At 62.1% G+C, this 18,280-nt stretch carries 18 protein-coding genes; 12 read left to right on the plus strand and 6 right to left on the minus strand.

Annotation, left to right across the window (positions count from 1 at the left end):
• Nucleotides 1-3: 3 nt before the first annotated feature.
• Both ACZ522_RS04020 and ACZ522_RS04025 read right to left on the minus strand, forming a co-directional pair.
• Nucleotides 4-1,152 carry an extracellular solute-binding protein gene (locus tag ACZ522_RS04020; RefSeq protein ID WP_379692093.1) on the minus strand — a complete coding sequence of 383 codons (1,149 nt, stop codon included), beginning with the start codon at nt 1,150-1,152 and terminating at the stop codon, nt 4-6.
• A gap of 315 nt (nt 1,153-1,467) precedes the next feature.
• The gene (locus ACZ522_RS04025; protein ID WP_379692092.1) at nt 1,468-2,616 is read right to left on the minus strand and encodes an ABC transporter ATP-binding protein; all 1,149 of its coding nucleotides are present in this window, start codon (nt 2,614-2,616) and stop codon (nt 1,468-1,470) included.
• A gap of 111 nt (nt 2,617-2,727) precedes the next feature.
• On the opposite strand from ACZ522_RS04025, the gene ACZ522_RS04030 reads away from it, so the two are divergent.
• The 5 genes from ACZ522_RS04030 (at nt 2,728) to ACZ522_RS04050 (ending at nt 7,941) form a co-directional block, all read left to right on the plus strand.
• Complete coding sequence (locus ACZ522_RS04030; protein WP_379692091.1) at nt 2,728-3,531, plus strand: sugar phosphate isomerase/epimerase family protein; 804 nt, start codon at nt 2,728-2,730, stop codon at nt 3,529-3,531.
• A gap of 45 nt (nt 3,532-3,576) precedes the next feature.
• Nucleotides 3,577-4,275 (plus strand): PIG-L deacetylase family protein, encoded by a 699-nt coding sequence (locus ACZ522_RS04035; RefSeq protein WP_379692090.1) that lies wholly within the window; start codon nt 3,577-3,579, stop codon nt 4,273-4,275.
• A 224-nt stretch (nt 4,276-4,499) separates the two neighbouring features.
• On the plus strand, nt 4,500-5,780 hold the full coding sequence (locus ACZ522_RS04040) for a Cdc6/Cdc18 family protein (protein ID WP_379692089.1): 1,281 nt from the start codon (nt 4,500-4,502) through the stop codon (nt 5,778-5,780).
• A gap of 152 nt (nt 5,781-5,932) precedes the next feature.
• Nucleotides 5,933-6,931, plus strand: coding sequence for a Gfo/Idh/MocA family protein (locus tag ACZ522_RS04045; RefSeq protein WP_379692088.1), 999 nt, complete (start codon nt 5,933-5,935; stop codon nt 6,929-6,931).
• Nucleotides 6,928-7,941, plus strand: coding sequence for a Gfo/Idh/MocA family protein (locus ACZ522_RS04050; RefSeq protein WP_379692087.1), 1,014 nt, complete (start codon nt 6,928-6,930; stop codon nt 7,939-7,941). The genes ACZ522_RS04045 and ACZ522_RS04050 overlap by 4 nt, the downstream gene beginning before the upstream one ends.
• Nucleotides 7,942-7,962: 21 nt before the next feature.
• Here ACZ522_RS04050 and ACZ522_RS04055 read toward each other — a convergent pair whose 3' ends face one another.
• The 3 genes from ACZ522_RS04055 to ACZ522_RS04065 all read right to left on the minus strand — a co-directional run bounded on the left by ACZ522_RS04055 (nt 7,963) and on the right by ACZ522_RS04065 (nt 10,778).
• Nucleotides 7,963-8,949, minus strand: a complete 987-nt coding sequence (locus tag ACZ522_RS04055; RefSeq protein ID WP_379692086.1) for a Gfo/Idh/MocA family protein — start codon at nt 8,947-8,949, stop codon at nt 7,963-7,965.
• Nucleotides 8,946-9,914: a Gfo/Idh/MocA family protein gene (locus ACZ522_RS04060; RefSeq protein ID WP_379692085.1), complete on the minus strand. Its 969-nt coding sequence runs from the start codon at nt 9,912-9,914 to the stop codon at nt 8,946-8,948. Before ACZ522_RS04060 ends, ACZ522_RS04055 begins: the two co-directional genes overlap by 4 nt.
• Before the next feature lie 108 nt (nt 9,915-10,022).
• On the minus strand, nt 10,023-10,778 hold the full coding sequence (locus ACZ522_RS04065; RefSeq protein ID WP_379692084.1) for a sugar phosphate isomerase/epimerase family protein: 756 nt from the start codon (nt 10,776-10,778) through the stop codon (nt 10,023-10,025).
• Between the two features lie 90 nt (nt 10,779-10,868).
• On the opposite strand from ACZ522_RS04065, the gene ACZ522_RS04070 reads away from it, so the two are divergent.
• Genes ACZ522_RS04070 through ACZ522_RS04080 form a run of 3 tightly spaced genes read left to right on the plus strand, consistent with a single transcriptional unit; the run spans nt 10,869 to nt 13,062 of the window.
• A complete protein-coding gene (locus ACZ522_RS04070) occupies nt 10,869-11,249 on the plus strand; it encodes a Rid family detoxifying hydrolase (protein WP_379692083.1) in 381 nt (126 codons plus the stop codon).
• The gene (locus tag ACZ522_RS04075; protein WP_379692082.1) at nt 11,246-12,328 is read left to right on the plus strand and encodes a glucose 1-dehydrogenase; all 1,083 of its coding nucleotides are present in this window, start codon (nt 11,246-11,248) and stop codon (nt 12,326-12,328) included. The genes ACZ522_RS04070 and ACZ522_RS04075 overlap by 4 nt, the downstream gene beginning before the upstream one ends.
• Entirely contained in the window at nt 12,325-13,062 is a 738-nt protein-coding gene (locus ACZ522_RS04080) for a glutamine amidotransferase (RefSeq protein ID WP_379692081.1), read from the plus strand. Before ACZ522_RS04075 ends, ACZ522_RS04080 begins: the two co-directional genes overlap by 4 nt.
• A 109-nt stretch (nt 13,063-13,171) precedes the next feature.
• Here ACZ522_RS04080 and ACZ522_RS04085 read toward each other — a convergent pair whose 3' ends face one another.
• The gene (locus ACZ522_RS04085) at nt 13,172-14,374 is read right to left on the minus strand and encodes an aminotransferase class V-fold PLP-dependent enzyme (RefSeq protein ID WP_379692080.1); all 1,203 of its coding nucleotides are present in this window, start codon (nt 14,372-14,374) and stop codon (nt 13,172-13,174) included.
• Between the two features lie 579 nt (nt 14,375-14,953).
• On the opposite strand from ACZ522_RS04085, the gene ACZ522_RS04090 reads away from it, so the two are divergent.
• The 4 genes from ACZ522_RS04090 (at nt 14,954) to ACZ522_RS04105 (ending at nt 18,206) form a co-directional block, all read left to right on the plus strand.
• The gene (locus ACZ522_RS04090) at nt 14,954-15,967 is read left to right on the plus strand and encodes a thiamine pyrophosphate-dependent dehydrogenase E1 component subunit alpha (protein ID WP_379692207.1); all 1,014 of its coding nucleotides are present in this window, start codon (nt 14,954-14,956) and stop codon (nt 15,965-15,967) included.
• Nucleotides 15,967-16,983, plus strand: a complete 1,017-nt coding sequence (locus ACZ522_RS04095) for an alpha-ketoacid dehydrogenase subunit beta (RefSeq protein WP_379692079.1) — start codon at nt 15,967-15,969, stop codon at nt 16,981-16,983. Before ACZ522_RS04090 ends, ACZ522_RS04095 begins: the two co-directional genes overlap by 1 nt.
• Nucleotides 16,980-17,240, plus strand: coding sequence for a lipoyl domain-containing protein (locus ACZ522_RS04100; protein ID WP_379692078.1), 261 nt, complete (start codon nt 16,980-16,982; stop codon nt 17,238-17,240). Before ACZ522_RS04095 ends, ACZ522_RS04100 begins: the two co-directional genes overlap by 4 nt.
• A gap of 324 nt (nt 17,241-17,564) precedes the next feature.
• Nucleotides 17,565-18,206 carry a helix-turn-helix domain-containing protein gene (locus tag ACZ522_RS04105; protein WP_379692077.1) on the plus strand — a complete coding sequence of 214 codons (642 nt, stop codon included), beginning with the start codon at nt 17,565-17,567 and terminating at the stop codon, nt 18,204-18,206.
• The last annotated feature ends 74 nt before the right edge of the window (nt 18,207-18,280 follow it).

Raw genomic sequence — 18,280 nt, forward strand, 5'->3', positions numbered from 1 at the left:
TCCTCAGAGGACACTCTTGATCTCCTTCGCGGCGTTGTCGAGCGCTTTCTTCGGTTCTGTCCCGGTCCAGAGCGCCTGTGCAGAGGTGTGAACGGCACTCCACATCGTGGCCACCTCTGGGTGGTCCGGGAACGAGACGGTGTTCGGCATCTCCTGTTCAATGGTCTTCAGTTTGGGGTGCTCCTTGATGTAGTTCGTGAAGTAGTCCGTTTCGTAGGCCGACTTGAGCCCGGGGAAGCCGCCGATGGCCTCCACGACGCGCTTCTGCGTCTCTTTGGACGAGATGTATTCGAGGAACCGAAGTCCGGCCTTCCGGTTCGAGCCGCCCCGAGTCGGGACGGAGTAGTACACGCCCGCAGACCACGTATGACTCGTGTCAATGCGGGGTCCGCTCGGGTGGGGGACGTACTGCCAGTCGATGCCGGACTCCTCCATCCGGCCGTAGTCCCACGACCCGGCGTAGTACATCGGGATATTCTCTGATTCGAACTGCGCTCCCGCGGTAGTTGCGCCGCCGCCGGTGTACGTCGCAATCTTCTTGTCCATCACCATCGGCTGCAGGAAGTTCGCAGCTTCGAGGGCAGCGTCGTTGTTAATTATCGCCTTCGTGCCGTCATCGTTGATGTAGCCGCCGCCGTTCGAGAGGACGAAGCCGTCGAATCCTTCGCCGGCGGGCATCCCGTAGCCAGTACCGTGCTCCTTCGCCAGCGCGTCGACCCACGACTTCCACTCCTCCCACGACGGACGTTCGAGCGGGTCTGGGATTTCGAGGCCCGCCTGCTCGAACATGGTCTTGTTTATCGCCAGCGCCCGACAGTCGGCGTACCACGGGACGCTGTAGAGCGAGCCGCTCGACATCGCATTGCGCTTCGCCCCCGCGACGTAGTTGGATGGATCGAACCCCTCCTCTTCGAGGTTGAGGATGACCTCCTGGGACGCGTACCGCGGAACCCACAGCACCGACAGCGCTGTCGTGTCTGGGGCGTTTCCGCCTTGGAGCGCCGAGGTGAACTTGGCGGTGAAGTCCTCGAACGGAAACGTCTGCCAGTTGATTTTCGTCCCAGTCATCTCCTCGAACTCCGCCGCCTGTTCCTCGCGGATCGGTTGGAGGGAGGGATCGTTCCACGCCCAGTTCGTCATCGAATCTGGCATGTTACCCGACGAAGATCCCGTGCCCGTACCGTTAGACCCGCCGCCGCCGGTTCCACCGCTACAGCCGGCGAAACCCGCGACACCAGCCGAACTAATCGCTGTAAGGAGCGTGCGCCTATTCACTCTAGACATGCATTCACATGACATATTTGTGGGACCATAACGTTTTCCCCGGTAGTGGGGTGAATGTCCGTTCTGACGGAGCGATAGGTGGTGAGGATTTGTGCCGGTCAAGTACACGTACAGTCGCTAATCGGATCTGTTGGATTACTTGATCAGAGACTCGTAATCGAAAGGACAGTACAACAGTTCGTATCAGACGCTGGGCTGGTTCAACTGCATCTCCGTCGGCGCCGTCCGGTTCTTAATGGCCTCACCGGACGCACCGTCGAAGAGGTGAATCTTGTCCTCCGGGAACTCGATGTGGACGTTCGCTCCCTCGTTTATCACCGTGTCGCCGTCGACGCTGACGGTGTAGGTGACGCCGTCGTCAAGCTCGAAGTACACGTAGCTTGCCTCGCCGAGGGGTTCTACCACTTGAACGGTGACGGGGAACGAGGACTCTGTCTCCTCGGGGACAACGCGGACGTCCTCGGGTCGGATGCCGAGTGTGAGAGCGTCGTTTGCACCTGCCTCTCGAATCAGCGAGAGGGTGTCGTCGCTCAGCGGGTACTCGAACTGCTCGTGTTCCAGGACACTCCGTTCAGACCTGACCTGCACGTTAGTGAAGTTCATGCTCGGGGAACCGATGAAGCCCGCGACGAACTTGTTCGCCGGTTCGTGGTAACATTCGAGAGGCGTGCCTATCTGCTGGAGTTCGCCGTCGTTCAGGATGACGACACGATCGCCCATCGTCATCGCCTCCGTCTGATCGTGTGTGACGTAGATGGTCGTCACGCCGAGTCGTCGCTGGAGTTCCTGCAGTTCGGTCCGCATTGTCGTCCGCAACTTGGCGTCCAGATTAGAGAGGGGTTCGTCCATGAGGAACACCTCGGGTTCGCGGACGATAGACCGGCCGAGAGCGACTCGCTGTTGTTGGCCGCCAGAGAGTTCGCCCGGTTTCTTCTCTAAGAGGTCCTCGATGCCCATCATCTCGGCCGTGCGCTGGACTCTGTCGTGTATCTCGTCCTTCGGGAGATCCGTTCCCATGCGCAGACCAAACGACATATTCTCCCGTGCGGTCATGTGCGGGTACAGCGCGTAGTTTTGAAACACCATCGCCATGTCCCTGTCCGTCGCACTCTTGGTCGTAATATCGTTGCCATTGAGGCGGATAGTTCCACTCGTCGGGAGTTCAAGGCCGGCAATGCATCGGAGCGTCGTTGACTTTCCGCACCCGGAGGGGCCGACGAACACGATGAATTCGCCATCCTCGACATCGATGTCGAGTCCGTTGACGGCGACGATATCGCCGTTGTCGCCTTGAAATACCTTGGTCAAATCGCCCAAGCTAAGCGTTCCCATATCCCGTAGACTCCTGCTCTCGGTATAAATTTCTTACCCCCTCTGCGCTCGCTCCTCATGCGGAACGTTGACACTAATCTATAACTCGGCGGAGCGTGCAACTGAGGACGCATGAAGTTCGCACTCAACCAGATGGGGTTCCCAGCCGACGGCCTCGGCAGGAACGCAGAACTCATCGCCGACGCCGGCTACGACGGCATCGAACCGAATCTGACGGCCGACGGACCCCTCTGGGACGACGACTCCGTGACCGACTTCGGGAGGCGAATCGATTCCCTCGACCTCACCGTTCCCGCCATCTCCACGACGCTCCACTGGAAAGACCAACTCGCCAGCGACGACCAGGCGGCACGCGCCGCCGGCATCGACGTGGGTAAGCGGATGATCGAACTCGCGGCCGACCTTGAGGCGGGCGCCATCCTCGTGGTACCAGGCGTCGTCGAGGACGGGACGCCGTACGACGCGGTGTACGACCGCGCGTTGGACTCGGTTCGAGCGCTCGCCACCGTCGGCGCTGAACACGACGTCACCATCTGCGTCGAGAACGTATGGAACGACTTCCTCCTCTCGCCGCTGGAGTTTGCCGAGTTCGTCGACCGAGCGTCCACCTCGGGTCCGGTGGGCGCGTACTTCGATGTCGGGAACGTCAGGCGGTACGGCCGCCCCGAACAGTGGATTCGCATCCTCGGCAACCGTATCGAACGCGTCCACGTCAAGGACTACCGCACCGACGTGGATACGATGGAGGGCTTTACCTATCCGCTCGAAGGCGACGTTGACTGGGTCGCGGTGGCCGAGGCGTTGGCCGATATCGGGTACGACGGATGGATAACCGCTGAGGTTCCCCCGTACCGGACCGCCCCTGAACGGATGCTTCCGCGCGTCCGTTCAGACCTCGACTACCTGTTCTCGTAGCCGCCGGCACAACGCTTATTATCGCCTTCTCTGAGTTTCGTGTGTATGCATCTCACAGCAGTAGTCGCACATCCCGACGACGCAGACATCTTCTGCGGCGGGACGCTCGCAAAGCACGCAGACCGAGGCGACGACGTCACCATCGTCTACATGACGCGCGGCGAGTACGGCGGGTCCGACACCACCGAGGAGAAACTCGCGGCGACGCGGGAGGCGGAGGCCGAGGCGGCCGCCGAGGCACTCGGCGCGAACGCCCTGTTCCTCGGCTTCGAGGACGGGCGAGTGACGTACTCCTTAGAGAACCGACTAGAACTGGTCGAGGTGCTTAGGCGCCTCGACCCGGACGCGGTACTCACGCACTTCCGCGACGACATGCATCCAGACCACCGGACGACGTCTCGGTTGGTGACAGACGCATACTACATGTGCTCGCTACCCCTGTTGGAGACGGAAGCTGACCCGTGCGAACCGTCGAACGTCTACTACTTTGGCAAGCCGACGTCGTCGTTCGAACCGGAGATACACATCGATATCAGCGAGTACCAATCGACGAAGCAGAAGGCCATCCTCGAACATGAGTCGCAGGTAGAGTGGTTGGAGGAGCACGGCGGCATCGACACAGAGTTCGACGGCCTTATCGAGGGCGTCCGCGCCGAGGCGCGCGTCCTCGGGCGGACGCGAGGCGTTGAGTTCGCCGAGGGGTTCGTCGCCCTCCACAAGGGCGCAGACGATTACCTCGGCTGAACCGACCCGACGCCGCCAACCTCCTTCTTGCGTGGTTCGATACGCCGACGAGCTACTATCTTGGTAGTTAATCTCTACCTTTGGCTTTACAATTCTATCAATGTAATGCGATACAGGTGAAACGAGGGGTGAGGGGGAGAAGTGCGTCGTCACTAGCCCCACCTAGATTCGGTCTGTGCGACTCGCCGATGCGTTTATGCCGGGCGTATGGTTAGTGTCAACGTATGACAGCGCAGGACGGACCGACCGCGAACGCGAGCGCCCTAGGGGATGCGTTTAGCGCCCACGGCCGCGTCTTCTCGAACAAGGAACTCCTCAACGTCGGCTACGTGCCGAATCCGTCAGCCATCGTCGCACGCAACGATGAGATTCGCCGTCTTGCCACCGCGCTCAACCCTGCCATCACCGGTGACAACCCGAGCAACGCGTTCCTGTACGGGAAGACGGGGACCGGGAAGTCCCTCTGCGCGCGGTACGCGACGAACCGCATCGCGGAGGCCGCCGCCGATAACGACGTGTCGGTCGGCAAAGCCCACATCGACTGCTCGCAGGAGAACACCGAGACGCGCGCGGTCAGAGCGACGGTTCGAGCGCTGAACGACCCTGACGAGACGGGTATCACCGTCCCGGAGACTGGATACGGTCGATCGCGGTACTACAGCCTCCTCTGGGAAGTCCTCGACGACCGATTCGACGTTGCCTTCGTCGTCCTCGACGAGATAGACTGTCTCGATGGGGCCGACTACCTCATGCAGCTCTCCCGCGCGACCGAGGCGAAGAAACTCCGTCACTGCTCGGTTGGCATCGTCGGTATCAGTAACAAAATAAAGTACCGCGACCGCCTTGACGAACGCGTTAAGAGCAGCCTGCAGGAGCGAGAACTCGTGTTCACGCCCTACGACAGCGACGCCCTCCGTGAGATAATCCGAAGCCGACTTGACGCGTTCGACGAGGGCATCCTCACCGACGAGGCGGTGGCCGAATGCGCCTCCCTCGCCGCCGAGGAACATGGCGACGCCCGCAAGGCCATCAATCTCCTCCGCCACACGGGCGAACTCGCCGCCAGCGAGGGCGCTGACACCATCACCGTCGACCACGTCCACCGGGCGAAGAACCTCGCCGAACAGGACCGGGTGGGGGCCCTCCTCGTGGGGGCGACGGCCCAGCAGAAGGCGACGTTGCTTGCCGTGGTCTCTCTCGCCCTCGTGGAGAAGACGCGGACGTTCAAGACCTCCGAGGTATACTCAGCGTACGAGGACATCTGCGCGGAGGCCGGACTGGAGGTCCTCTCGAATCGGCGCGTCCACGACCTGCTCCGCGAGTGGGAGTTCCTCGAAGTGCTGGAGATAGAGCGCACGGGGGGCGGGCGGGCGCAAGGGAGTTACCTCCAGCACCGTCTGCTGGAGGATCCGTCGGTCATCCGTTCGGTCTTTGACCGGAGCGACCGGTTCGCTGGAATCGGGTTCACTGCCGGCAACGTCACGACCACGTGGTCTAACATCTGAGAGGGATTTTCGGAGTTGCTCGTAGATCCCGGCCTAAGTCATCGAATTGCGGTCTCGGTGCCGAAGCGACGTCACCTCCGACTGGCTACGATAACTCCTCTACCCGTCGGTCGCACAAAAATTAATAAGGGACGTTAAACAACTACGTGTTGATGCAACGTATCGGAATCGTAGGCAGTGGCTTCATGGCCACTACCCACGCCAATTGTTACCAAGAAATACCGGGGGCGGAGATAGCCGCTGTGGCGTCCCTCGAAGACGACCGGGAGGAGTTCGCCGCCGAACACGCACCGAACGCGGACACCTACGGAGACGCGATCGAGATGATGGACGACGCCGACCTCACGGCCGTCGACATCTGTTCGCCGACCCCGACACACCAACCGTTCGTCGAGGCCGCTGTCGACCGCGGCCTCAACGTCTTCTGTGAGAAACCCCTCGCTCGGACCGTCGAGGACGCCGACGCCATCGTCGACGCAGTGAACGGGTCCGACGTCACCTTCATGACCGGGCACGTACTGCGCTACTTCCCCGAGTACGTCGAGGCAAAGAAGCGAGTCGACGCGGGTGAAATCGGGACACCGGGCACCCTCTCGACGGAACGGCTCTCGTCGCCGCCGCGGTACGGCAGCAACTCCTGGTTCGGTCACAAAGAGAAGAGCGGAGGTGTTCTCCTCGACATGGCCATCCACGACTTCGACTACCTCCGGTGGGTGATCGGCGAGGTGGACCGCGTGTTCGCCCGCACCGCCGAGTGGGACGGCGGACACCTCCACCAGCACTCCTCCGTGATACTCCGGTTCGAAGATGGCACCGTTGGCCACGTCGAGGCGTCGTGGGCCTACCCTGAGGGAGCGCCGTTCCTCACGAGTTACGAATTCGCGGGCGACGAGGGAATGCTGGAGTTCGACGCCCGCGACGAGAACGCCGTCCGCGTCACCGGTGGGGCCGAAGGGACGAACGCGCCTGCCAGCCCTCTCGCAGAGAGTCCGTACACGAAGGAACTCCGGCACTTCGTCGACTGCGCAGAGAACGGCGACACGCCAGACATCACGCCTGAGGATGCCCGCGAAGCGGTCAGAATCGCCCTCGCCGCAATCGAGTCGAGCGAACGTGGTGAACCGGTCTCCCCGTCGGAGGTAGGCGCATGACCGTCCACATCGGTATCTGTTCGACCGCGCACCTGCACGCCGACTCCTACGCCGCCGCACTCTCAGCCCACCCGAACGCGACGTTCGTCGGCGTTACTGAAACCGACGACGCAGTAGCCGACGCTCGCGCGAAGGCGGACGAGTACGGCGTCGACTACCGCGACCCGGATGACCTGTTCGCCGCCGCCGACGGCGTCGTCGTCTGCTCGACGAACGCCGACCACCTCGCGTGGGTCGAACGCGCGGCCGACGCTGGCGTCAACGTACTCTGCGAGAAACCGCTAGCTCCGTCCCTCGGTGAGGCGGAGGAGATAGTGACCACCTGCCGCCACGCCGACGTTAACCTCGGTGTGGCGATGCCGCTTCGCTTCAGCCAGCCCGTGCGGAACGCGAAGACGGCGATAGAGAACGGTGTCCTCGGCAACCTGCAGTTCCTCAGCGGGACAAACCGGGGGAAGATGCCCGGCGGGTGGTTCGTCGACGACGACGAGTCAGGCGGTGGAGCGGTCATCGACCACACGGTCCACATCCTTGACGTGGTCCGTTGGCTCACCGGCGAAGAGGTCGAGGAGGTGTACGCCGAGGCCGACACCCGGTTCCACGACATCCCCGTCGAGGACGTGAACCTCCTGTCGATGACGCTGACCGATGGGACGGAGTTCGTCCTCGACGGATCCTGGAGCAAGCCCGACGAGTGGGACTTCTGGGGCGATGCGACGCTCCGACTCGTGGGTACCGAGGGCGTCGTCTCCATCGACTGCTTCGACCAGACGATAAAGCAGACCCAGGACACCGACGATCCGGGCATCCAGCGCATCTTCTGGGGGTCGAACCCGGACGAGGGCCTTATCGACGACTTCGTCGAGAGCGTAGACGAGGACCGCCCGCCGGCGAAGACCGGTGCCGACGCCGTGAACGACATCGCCGTCGTGGAGGCGGCGTACGAATCGATAGGCGAGACAGAACCGGTCTCTGTCGAACAGACCGAACTTACTGCACCGACGAACTAGCGAGCACCGAACGCAGGCCGGTCAGTACGTAACTTCCACGGGTTCCCCGCATTCGACAGATTCGTAGGCGGCGGCGATGACGGCCGCAGTTCGGACGGCGTCGTCCATCGACGTGGCGGGCGTCGTCTCACCTCGAATCGACGCGACAAACTCCTGCAAAAGGGCGTTGTTCGGGTCTGCACCCCAGTAGATGTCCTCGTTGGACGCGTCCTGGTTCGTGTCGCTGACGTGGGTGTACTGGTGACCGAAGCAGTCGGCAGAAAGCGTCGTCTCCGTACCGACCAGTTCGACGCTCGCGTCGCCCCAGAACGGGTTCTTCTGCGGCGTACTCCACGACCCGTCGAGGACGAACGACGCGCCGTTCGAGAGCGTCATCGACAGGAGGTTCACGTCCTCGACGGGGATGTCGTAGAACCGCGTGTCGGCCTCGGCGTACACCTCCTCGACCTCTTCGCCGGTAATCCACCGCACGATGTCGACGATGTGGTCGGTGTGATCAGCTATCGCGCCGCCGCCGGCCAGTTCGGGGTCGACGAACCACCCGCCGGGCATCCGACCGCGGTTGGTGCCGGAAACGGAGACGAGTTCACCGAGTGCGCCAGCCTCGTACCGTTCTTTGGCTCGTTCCATCGGGCGACTGTACCGAATCGGCATCGCCATCCCCGTCGGAACGTCGCTCTCGGCGCACTGGTCTCGAATCGCCTTCGCCGTCGAGAGCGACGTCGCCAGCGGTTTCTCGCAGAGGACGGCTACGTCGTTGTGGAGGGCGAGTTCGACCAACTCCTCGTGGACGGCTGTCGGCGAACAGACGACGACGCCGTCGGCCGCCCGCATCAGTTCGCGGTGCGTCATCGGCGTCGTCCCGACGCGATTCGCCCACTTTCGGGCCCGCGCGCGCGTCCGCTCGGAGATGCCGACGAGGTCCGCGTCCGGGAGTTTCGACAGGAGGGCGGCGTACACCTCGGCGTTGACGTGCGCCGTCGAACAGACGCCGACGGGGACGGTCATTCCGACACCTCCGCCAGCGGAACCGGTCGCCCCTTCTCGATGGACCGCCGGAGGGCTATCGCGCCGCGCGTGGACGCCGTCGGCCCGACGCCGTCCGACGCTCCCTCGTCGTCGCGGAGGGCGTCAGCGAACGCCCGCAGCGAACGCCCGCAGCAGTCGTCCTCGGGCGGGTCTACCGAGAGGGGCTCGGCGCCCTCCCAGAGGGCGGCGGACCGCGTGCCGTCTTCGAAGTCAAGTCGGCCGTGCGACCCGCTGTACTCGACTTCGACGTGCGGCGATGGGGCGGACGCCCCGCACCACGTCACTTCGACGGTGGCCCGGCCGCCGTCGCGGAATGCCAGCATCGCGTGCAGGGTGTCGTATCTGTCTCCCGCCCGCGCCCTGGCGAACGCCCGCTCGATGGGGCCGAACGTCCACTCGAGGATATCAACATCGTGCGCTGCGATGGCGCAGAGCACGCCCTCATAGCCGTCAACGCCAGCGACGCCGTCGTAGGTGACGTTCCAGCCGCTCCCGTCGAACGGGGCCGTCCGCTTGACCCGCGCGACGCCCACGTCGCCGATGCTCCCCTTCTCGACGGCCGAGCGGAGTTGCTCGTAGAGGCGCGAGAACCGGTGCGGAGAGGTGGCGAGTACCCATCCGTCGCCGTCGGTGGCCTCCGAGACGACAGCGTCGAACCGCCTCTCGTGGAGGGCGAACGGTGGGTCGCAGCGTACCGGGACGCCGGCGTCGAGCGCGTCGTCGACAGCCTCGGCGAAGTCGAAGCCGGGACCGCAGACGTCGACACCCTCGGCGTCCGTCTCCGAAAGTGCCGAGACGACGGAACTGTGCGTCGGTACCTCGATGCTGGACGCCGCGTCCGTTTCACCCACGACGCCACAGACGGTGACGCCGTCGAACCGTTCGTAGCGAGACGCGTGCGCTTGTACCGCCGGACCGCGTCCCACGACGACGATACCGTGCATGCGATTTCGTACCACATCGCCACAGATAAGCATTGTGACCTGTTTTTTCGACGCTCGGGCGACGACGATAGACGCCGTCGCCGGCGCGTCCGTCGTTACTCCGTCGGCTCACCGGGTATCGAGGAGATCGCGAACCCGGTCAGAACTCGTTTCGAGCGTCGCCGCCGGGTCGGTCGTCAGGCCGTTCTCGTGGATCACCCACTCAGCGTCGGCGTTTCTGGCGGCACGGACGCACGCCGGGAGGTCGACTACGCCGTCGTCCAGTTCGACATGGAGGGTGTCGTCGTCGCCGGGGATCGTATCGGTCAGGTGGACGAGCGAGATGCGGTCGGCGTATCGGTCGAGATACGTCGTCGGGTCGACGCCACCGTGCTGTGCGAGACCCACGTCGAACTCCAGTCGGAGTCGGTCGTCGGTTCTGGCCACGAGGGCGTCGTACGCCGTCTCGGACGGGCCGTCCACATCAGCGAACTCGTAAGCGTGGTTGTGGTAGTGAGCCTCGAACCCGTCGTCGGCGAGGCGGTCCGCCAGCGAGAGGAGATCATCGGCTGTCTCTGCGACGGCCGACTCGGACTCGAAACCGGCCTCACCGTACGTCGGGACGATAACGTGTTCGCATCCCACCGTCCGATATGCCTCGAGGGTTGCCTCGTACTCGGTTCGAAGCGTCTCTAGCGGGACGTGCGCGCCGACGGCTTCGAGACCGGTCTCAGCGAGGGTCTCCGCCACCGACTCTGGCGTCTCCTCACCCAAGCCGGCGAACTCGACTCCTTCGTAGTCTGTGTCAGCGACGCGGCGGAGCGTCTCTGAAAGCGGCATCTGGAGCGCTCTGAGCGTGTACAGCTGAATAGCTGGGCGAGCCATGTACCGACCGACGGTTGCCTCCCACATAGCCGTTCCCCAGGGAAACGAGAGAAACTACTAAGACGCCAGCCCCGTTCGATGTGGACATAAATGCAAGAGATCCAGACAGACGCGGCACCGGCGAGTATCGGCCCCTTCTCGCAGGGAATCGTCGACGGCGACCGAATCTTCGTCTCCGGTCAGGGACCCGTCGACCCCGACTCCGGAGAGGTAGTGAGCGACGATATCGGAGAACAGACGGAACGAACGCTGAAGAACGTCGCTGCAGTACTTGAAGCCGGTGGTAGCTCTCTTGACGCCGTCGTGAAGACGACCGTATTCGTCACAGATATGTCGAACTACGACGCAGTGAATGAGGTTTACGAGGAGTACGTGGGCGACCCGGCGCCCGCACGCAGCGCCGTTGAAGTCGCGGACCTCCCGATCGACATCGGCGTCGAAATCGAAGCCATTGCGACGACGGATCCATGAAGGCTATCGCAATCCGAAGAGGTGAGACGAAACCGACGCTCGTTGACGTTCCGAGACCGGCCCCCGACGACGGCGAGGTTCTCGTTCAGACGCTCCGCGTCGGCATCGACGGGACCGACCACGAAGTCGTCCGCGGGACCCACGGCGGCTATCCCACCGACGAGGACTACCAAATACTCGGTCACGAAGCAGTCGGTGTCGTCGTTGACGCGACCACTACCGACTTCGAAGAGGGTGACCTCGTCGTCCCAACGGTTCGGCGCCCTCCCGCAGTGGGGTCGAACACGTACTTCGATCGGGACGAACCGGACATGGCGCCGGCCGGAGAGTACGTCGAACGCGGCATCGCCGGCGCGCACGGCTACATGGCGGAGTTCTTCACGAGCCCCGAGCGCTATCTCGTGTCCGTCCCCGAGGAGTTCGCGGAGTACGGTTTTCTCGTCGAACCGATCAGTAACTCGGAGAAGGCGGTCGAACATGCCTTCGCCTCACGGTCGGCATTCGAGTGGACGCCCGAATCTGCGCTCGTGCTCGGAAACGGCCCGCTCGGCTTGCTCACGCTCGCGATGCTTAATCAGGACCGCGGACCCTACAAGTCGTTCGACCGGACGTACTGCCTCGGTCGGCGAGACCGTCCCGACCCGACCATCGACATCATTGAACGACTCGGCGCGACGTACGTCGATTCGCGGACGACGCCGGTGCCGGACATCCCGACCGAATACGAGCCTCAGGACTTCATCTACGAGGCGACGGGATATGCGAAGCACGCGTTCGAGGTGATCGAGGCACTCGCGCCCAGCGGCGTCGCTGCACTCCTCGGAATCCCGGAAGATTGGACGTTCGATGTCGACGGTGGGTCCCTGCACCGCGACATCGTCTTGGAGAACAAAGCCCTCCTCGGAAGCGTCAACTCCCACGTCCCTCACTTCGAGGCAGCCAAAGAGTCCCTCGCAGAGTTCCCCGACTGGTTCGTCGACGAACTCATCACGGGAGTCTATCCCCCAGAAGCGGCGGAACGAGCGTTCGAGACGGACGACGGCGTCATCAAGACGGTCATCGAGTTCGACACCCTATGAGCGAGTACAACGTCCTGTTGATCGGTGAATCGTGGGTGGCACTCTCGTTCGAGATAAAGGGACGAAACGTCCTCCAAGACAGCACCTACGAGGAAGCGGCAGCGTATCTCGTCGCGGCGCTGGAGTCGGCGGGCGCGAACGTCGAGTTTGTCCCGTGCCACGCCGTCCACGAGGAAGTCCCGTCCACGGTAGACGGTCTCGACGTGTACGACCTCGTCCTGTTGAGCGATGTCGGTGCAGACACGCTCCAGATAACGCCGCGCGTCGCGGCGGGCGAGACGGCCGTTGACCGGTGTAAACTTCTCGCTGAGTACGTCGCAGGTGGTGGTGCACTTGGAATGATTGGTGGCTACATGAGCTTCGCTGGTAAGTGCGGTGCGGCGCGGTACGGACGCACTGCCGTCGGTGACGTTCTCCCCGTCACGGTCGCACGCAGCGACGATAGGATTGAGGCACCGGACGGACCGCACCCGCGTCCGACATCCTCTATGCCCGGGTCACCTCCCTCCGAGTGGCCGTCTATCCTCGGTTATAACCGATTTGAGGCGGCAGACGACGCGGAGGTGTGGGCGACGGTCCGCGACGACCCGTTCCTCGTCGTCGGTGACCATGGCGATGGGAGCGCGTTCGCGTTTGCGACCGACTGTGCGCCTCACTGGGCACCCCAGACGTTCCTAGAATGGGAGTACCTTCCAACGCTGTGGGCGTCCATCCTCGACCGCGTCACCGAGTAGAGAGTAATCACCGACTATCGCGACGGCCGAAAGGCTCGGCGTGACCGTCCGCGGAGAGGAACTGCTGTCCAGACGGTCAGATCGGCTAACCAGGAAGAGGAGTCGGGGGTTACAGGTACGATCGAATCCGCTCGACCACGTACTCCGCTTCTTCGTCGGTGAGACACATCGGGTTGACGGTGAAGGCGCTGTCGGCGAGGCTGTCGGCGCCCACGAACACTCGGGGATCCTCTTGTCGGAGTGAGCGGACGAGGTCGATTGTCGTGATGCCGGCCACATCTTCGTCAACAGTGACGACGACTTCGGGCGCGATAGAGACTTTGTCGGCCTCCGTCGTCCGCGTCGAGAGGGCTGGTTCGGCGGAGAGTCTGTCTGCGATTCGGTTCGTCCGGTTGAGCCACTCGTCACCGAGTGCGTCATGGTCCTCCTCGATGAACAGTTCGAGAGATTTGATGAGACCGACCAGCTCCTCCTTCCCCACCTTCAGTGAGCGACCGATACCCTGTCTGGGGACGCCGTCGTAGCGGTCGACATCGACCAGGCCGCTCGGCGGGTCCCAGACCGGTTCCGCAGCGTGCATGTCCAGTTGTTGGAGGGCCACAGACTCGACGAGATCCTCTCGCCCCGCCAGAATCCCGGTCGTCTGGGGGCCGCGGATGGCCTTTCCACCGCTGAATGCTACGAGGTCTGCCCCCTCGTCGATAAATCGAGAAAGGTTCGACGTGGGCGGTACCTCCGCTGCGGCGTCTACTATCACCGGAACGTCATGAGCGTGTGCGATTTCGACGACCTTCGGAAGTGGGGGTTCGGTGTACTCCTTCTGAAGATAAGCGATGGCTGCCGTCTCCTCGGTGATCGCCTCCGCGATCTCCCATGGTTCCACGTTTCGTGACCCAGTCCCAAGGTGGTGATCGTTCGTCCCCACGTCGACGATTGTCGCCCCCGCAGCCCGGAGGGCGTGGTCGTAGCCGGAACGGTGGGTTCGCGGGACGATTATCTCATCAGCGAGTCCCTCGGTGTCTGGAAGCTGGTACATCGCATCGATATCGTCTCCCGCGATGCAGGCGGCGGCACCGAGCATGAGTCCTGCCGATGCACCGCACGTCACGTAGCCCGCCTCCGCGCCGGTTACGTCGGAGATGAGTTCGCTCGCCCGGGCCTGAAGATCTGAGATGCGGACGAACGAACGGGCGGCGTCAGTCATCGCTTCAACCGCCTCTTCGCGGATGAGACTCCCGCTAATCCGGGTTTTCGTCCCGGTTGCATTGACTACGGTCGGTACTCCAAGGTCGTCGTAGATCGAATCCGTCATTGCGTATCTCCGAATCTGACCGCACTCGCTTAAATATCGGGGTAGACGAGTATTCTCCAATTCGGCCGTATCCTCGTCGCTATAGGAGATATATTTAATTGGATAAACTTCAGCACGCTCGATTGTGTGGTTATTTGGTAATTTAGTAGAATTCAAAAATAGTGCCCGTAGTATTGTGTAAGACCCCTATTACGTACGTAGAATCAAAATATTTACTATACTATTGGCATACAATATGTCTGTATGATTGTATTGTTCTAGTGGAGTACAAGAAAATATATTTGTGTGAATATCCTTCTCTGTATACAACCCTTTATATCATAGTGCTGTAACAATACCCAGTTTCCGGGTATACGTACGGCTTCTTTGAAATTTCACTCAAATGTTTCCGTCGACCCCCGGAGCGATCCCAGAATCGGGGGTTGACGGGGGTAGTTACACGTCTCTGGTTGTCATCACTGTGGTGGTAGCGAGAACGCCTGTCGCCGGCCGTCAGGTATCTCCCCCTTACGTTTATGCTACCTGCTGACGAATTTGTCATGTTACATGCCAACACTTAGCAAGAGCAGATTGACGGAGATGTTCTCCGACATGGTGACCGCTCGGTACTACGAAGAGCAGTTACAGGAGGAGTACCTCGAGGGAAAACAGCCGGCGTTCGACATCTCGGCGGGTCCGATTCCGGGAGAGTTACACCTAGCGAGCGGTCACGAGGCGTCCGCCGCGGGCGTCTGTCAGCACCTTCGCCCCGAAGACACCGTGACCGCGCCACACCGACCGCACCACGTCGCCATCGCGAAGGGAGTGGACCTCGAGCGAATGACCGCCGAAGTATTCGGAAGGAAGACGGGTCTCAGCGAGGGGAAGGGGGGGCACATGCACCTGTACGACCCCGACGTCAACTTCGCCTGTAGTGGTATCATCGCCCAGGGCGTCCCGCCCGCGGTCGGCGCCGGGTTCGCCGCGAAGAAACGGAACACGGACAACGTCGCCGTCGCCTTCCTCGGCGAGGGCGCCATCAGTCAGGGCGCGTTCCTGGAGTCGCTGAACCTCGCGTCCGTACACGACCTGCCCGTCGTCTTTGTCATCGAGGACAACGACTGGGCCATCAGCATGCCGAAAGAGCGCGTAACGGACGTCGAAGACGGATCTCGCCGCGCCGGCGGATTCGACATGCCGGGAACCCGGGTGGACAGCGACGACGCCGTCGCTGTCTACGAGGCGGCCGGCGAGGCCATCGGCCGCGCGCGCGACCGGAACGGGCCGACTCTCATCGAACTACAGGTCCACAGGCGAATGGGGCACTTCATGGGCGACCCCGAGACGTACCGTCCTGAAACGGACAGCGAGGGGGCGGCTACGCGAGACCCGATAGACCGACTTGCCGATGACCTCCGCGCTCACGGTGTGGAGGACGAGGAACTTGACGAGATACGCGATAGCGCACACGAACGAGTTGACGACGCCATCGAGTGGGCCGTGGAACAGCCGCAACCGGACCCGGAGGACGCGTACGAGGACATGTTCGTCAACCCCATGAGCGGTGTCACGGAGAGCGAACCGTCCTACGAACTCGAAGGAGGTGAGGAGTGATGTCCGAATCCACAGTCACCAGAAACCTGACGATGAGCAAGGCGATGGTCGAAGCCATCGCATACGAGATGCGCGAGAACGAGGAAGTGTTCTACATGGGCGAGGACGTCGCCGACTACGGCGGCATCTTCGACTCCACGGAAGGCCTCCTCGACGAGTTCGGGTACGGCCGCGTCATGGACGTGCCCATCAGCGAGACGGCGTATATCGGGTCCGCCGTCGGCGCCGCGATGCAGGGGATGCGCCCCATTGCGGAGCTCATGTTCGTCGACTTCTTCGGCGTCGGCATGGATCAGATATACAACTTCATGGCGAAGAACACGTATATGAGCGGCGCGAACGTGAGCGTCCCGATGGTGCTCACGGCCGCCGTGGGCGGCACGTACAACGACGCCGCCCAGCATTCGCAAACCCTCTACGGGACGTTCTCGCACCTCCCGGGGATGAAGGTGGTCGTCCCGTCGACGGCGTACGACGCGAAGGGACTGATGCACAACGCCATCCGCGACGACGACCCGGTCGTCTATCTGTTCCACAAGCGACTGATGGGTATCGGCTGGATGCCGGCGCCCGACGGCCCGCAGACCCCCGTTCCAGAGGAGGATTACACGATACCGTTCGGTAGCGCCGACGTCAAGCGCGAGGGAGACGACGTGACCATCGTGACGTTGGGACTGCACGTCCACCGCGCGATGGACGCCGCAGAGCAACTCGCCGAAGACGGGGTGGAGGCGGAGGTCGTCGACCTCCGGACGCTAGTCCCCCTCGACGACGAGACGGTCGTAGAATCAGTCAGTAAGACCAACAACCTCGTCGTCGTCGACGAGGATTACCGCTCGTTCGGCGTGACGGGCGAGATAATCGCCCGGGTCGCCGAACACGACGTCGGGATTCTGAACTCCGTTCGGCGTCTCGCAGTGCCCGACGTCCCCATTCCGTACGCGCGGCCGATGGAGAACGAGGTCATCCCGAACGTGGACGACATCGTGAAGGCCGTCAGGAACATCGAACGATGAGCGACGAGAACAGAGTTCTGGTCGACACGGACGACCTGTGGCCCGAGGACACCGACGAGGACGAGGGGGTGGTCACCAACTGGTTCACCGACGAGGGGAGCGCCGTCACGGAGGGTGAAACGATCGCGGAGATCCAGATCGAGAAGGTGACCGTCGACGTCCCCGCCCCCGCATCGGGCGTCCTCTCCGATCGGGTCCTCGAGAAGAACGACGAGTTCGGGCGCGGCGATACGCTCGCGTATATCGAGCCTCAGTGAGAGACCGGTCGGCGTGAGCGCGCGAGGTGACCCTCGCACGTGACCCCGGCCGTTGCTGCCCCGACCGCGGCGAACTGCCGACGGCGGTGACTACACGTCCTGAGCTGGCAGACACGGATATCTATTTGTCCACATTTCGGGCGCTGAGTCGCCCTCGCCCCGATTCGGAGTTGACGACGTTTTTAAGACACGAGACACCGTCTGTCATGTTATGTCGTAGCATAGCCACACGAACCGAACGAGGTTCGATCCGAGAGGACCGACCAACCAATCATCCGATAAGCGAAACAGACACGACAATCAAAATATATGCCTAGAGTACGATTGAAAATCAAACTGCCACACGATTCATTGGTTCGGTATTCGATCGAACATCCAGATAGCGAATTTCATATCCTTTCCTCCCGGCGTACAGAAAATCGCCTACAGGTAGTTGTCAAAGCTGCGACACTTGATTCGAACGCGCTTATCCGAACTCTCGACGAAGCCCCTGAGATACGGTTCTACGATGTACTGCATGAGGATAAACAAAGAGTATTGCTTCAGATCGAAACTGAAGAACACTCACCCCGTGCTATAGCGCGCAGTGTCGGCATGCTACCACAGTATCCCATGGTTTTGCGCGACGGCTGGCAAACGATCGAAACGATCACGTCGTGGGAACGACTGTCACAGCTCAAAGTCGAATTCGAAGAGAACGACGTTTCATTCGAAATTCTTTCCGTTACACAACCGGTTGAAGTGACCGACCTCTTGACTGATCGTCAATGGGAAGTTCTCACCGAAGCAATCACACGTGGATACTACAATACTCCACGCGGTTGTTCATTGACAGACCTCGCAACGACATTGGACGTCAGTCCATCGGCAGTGAGTGGGGTCCTCCACCGTGCCGAAGAGCAAATCATCAAAGCGTTCGCCGCCAACGCAGAACTGGGAATCAAGAGCCGCTTACGAGATCGTTGACGACCAGAGCACATTCCAATTGGTTATCACGACGTTGCCCGCCAGCGTCTGCGAGCGATGTAGTCGGAAAATCG

Source organism: Halopelagius fulvigenes, from assembly GCF_055398025.1.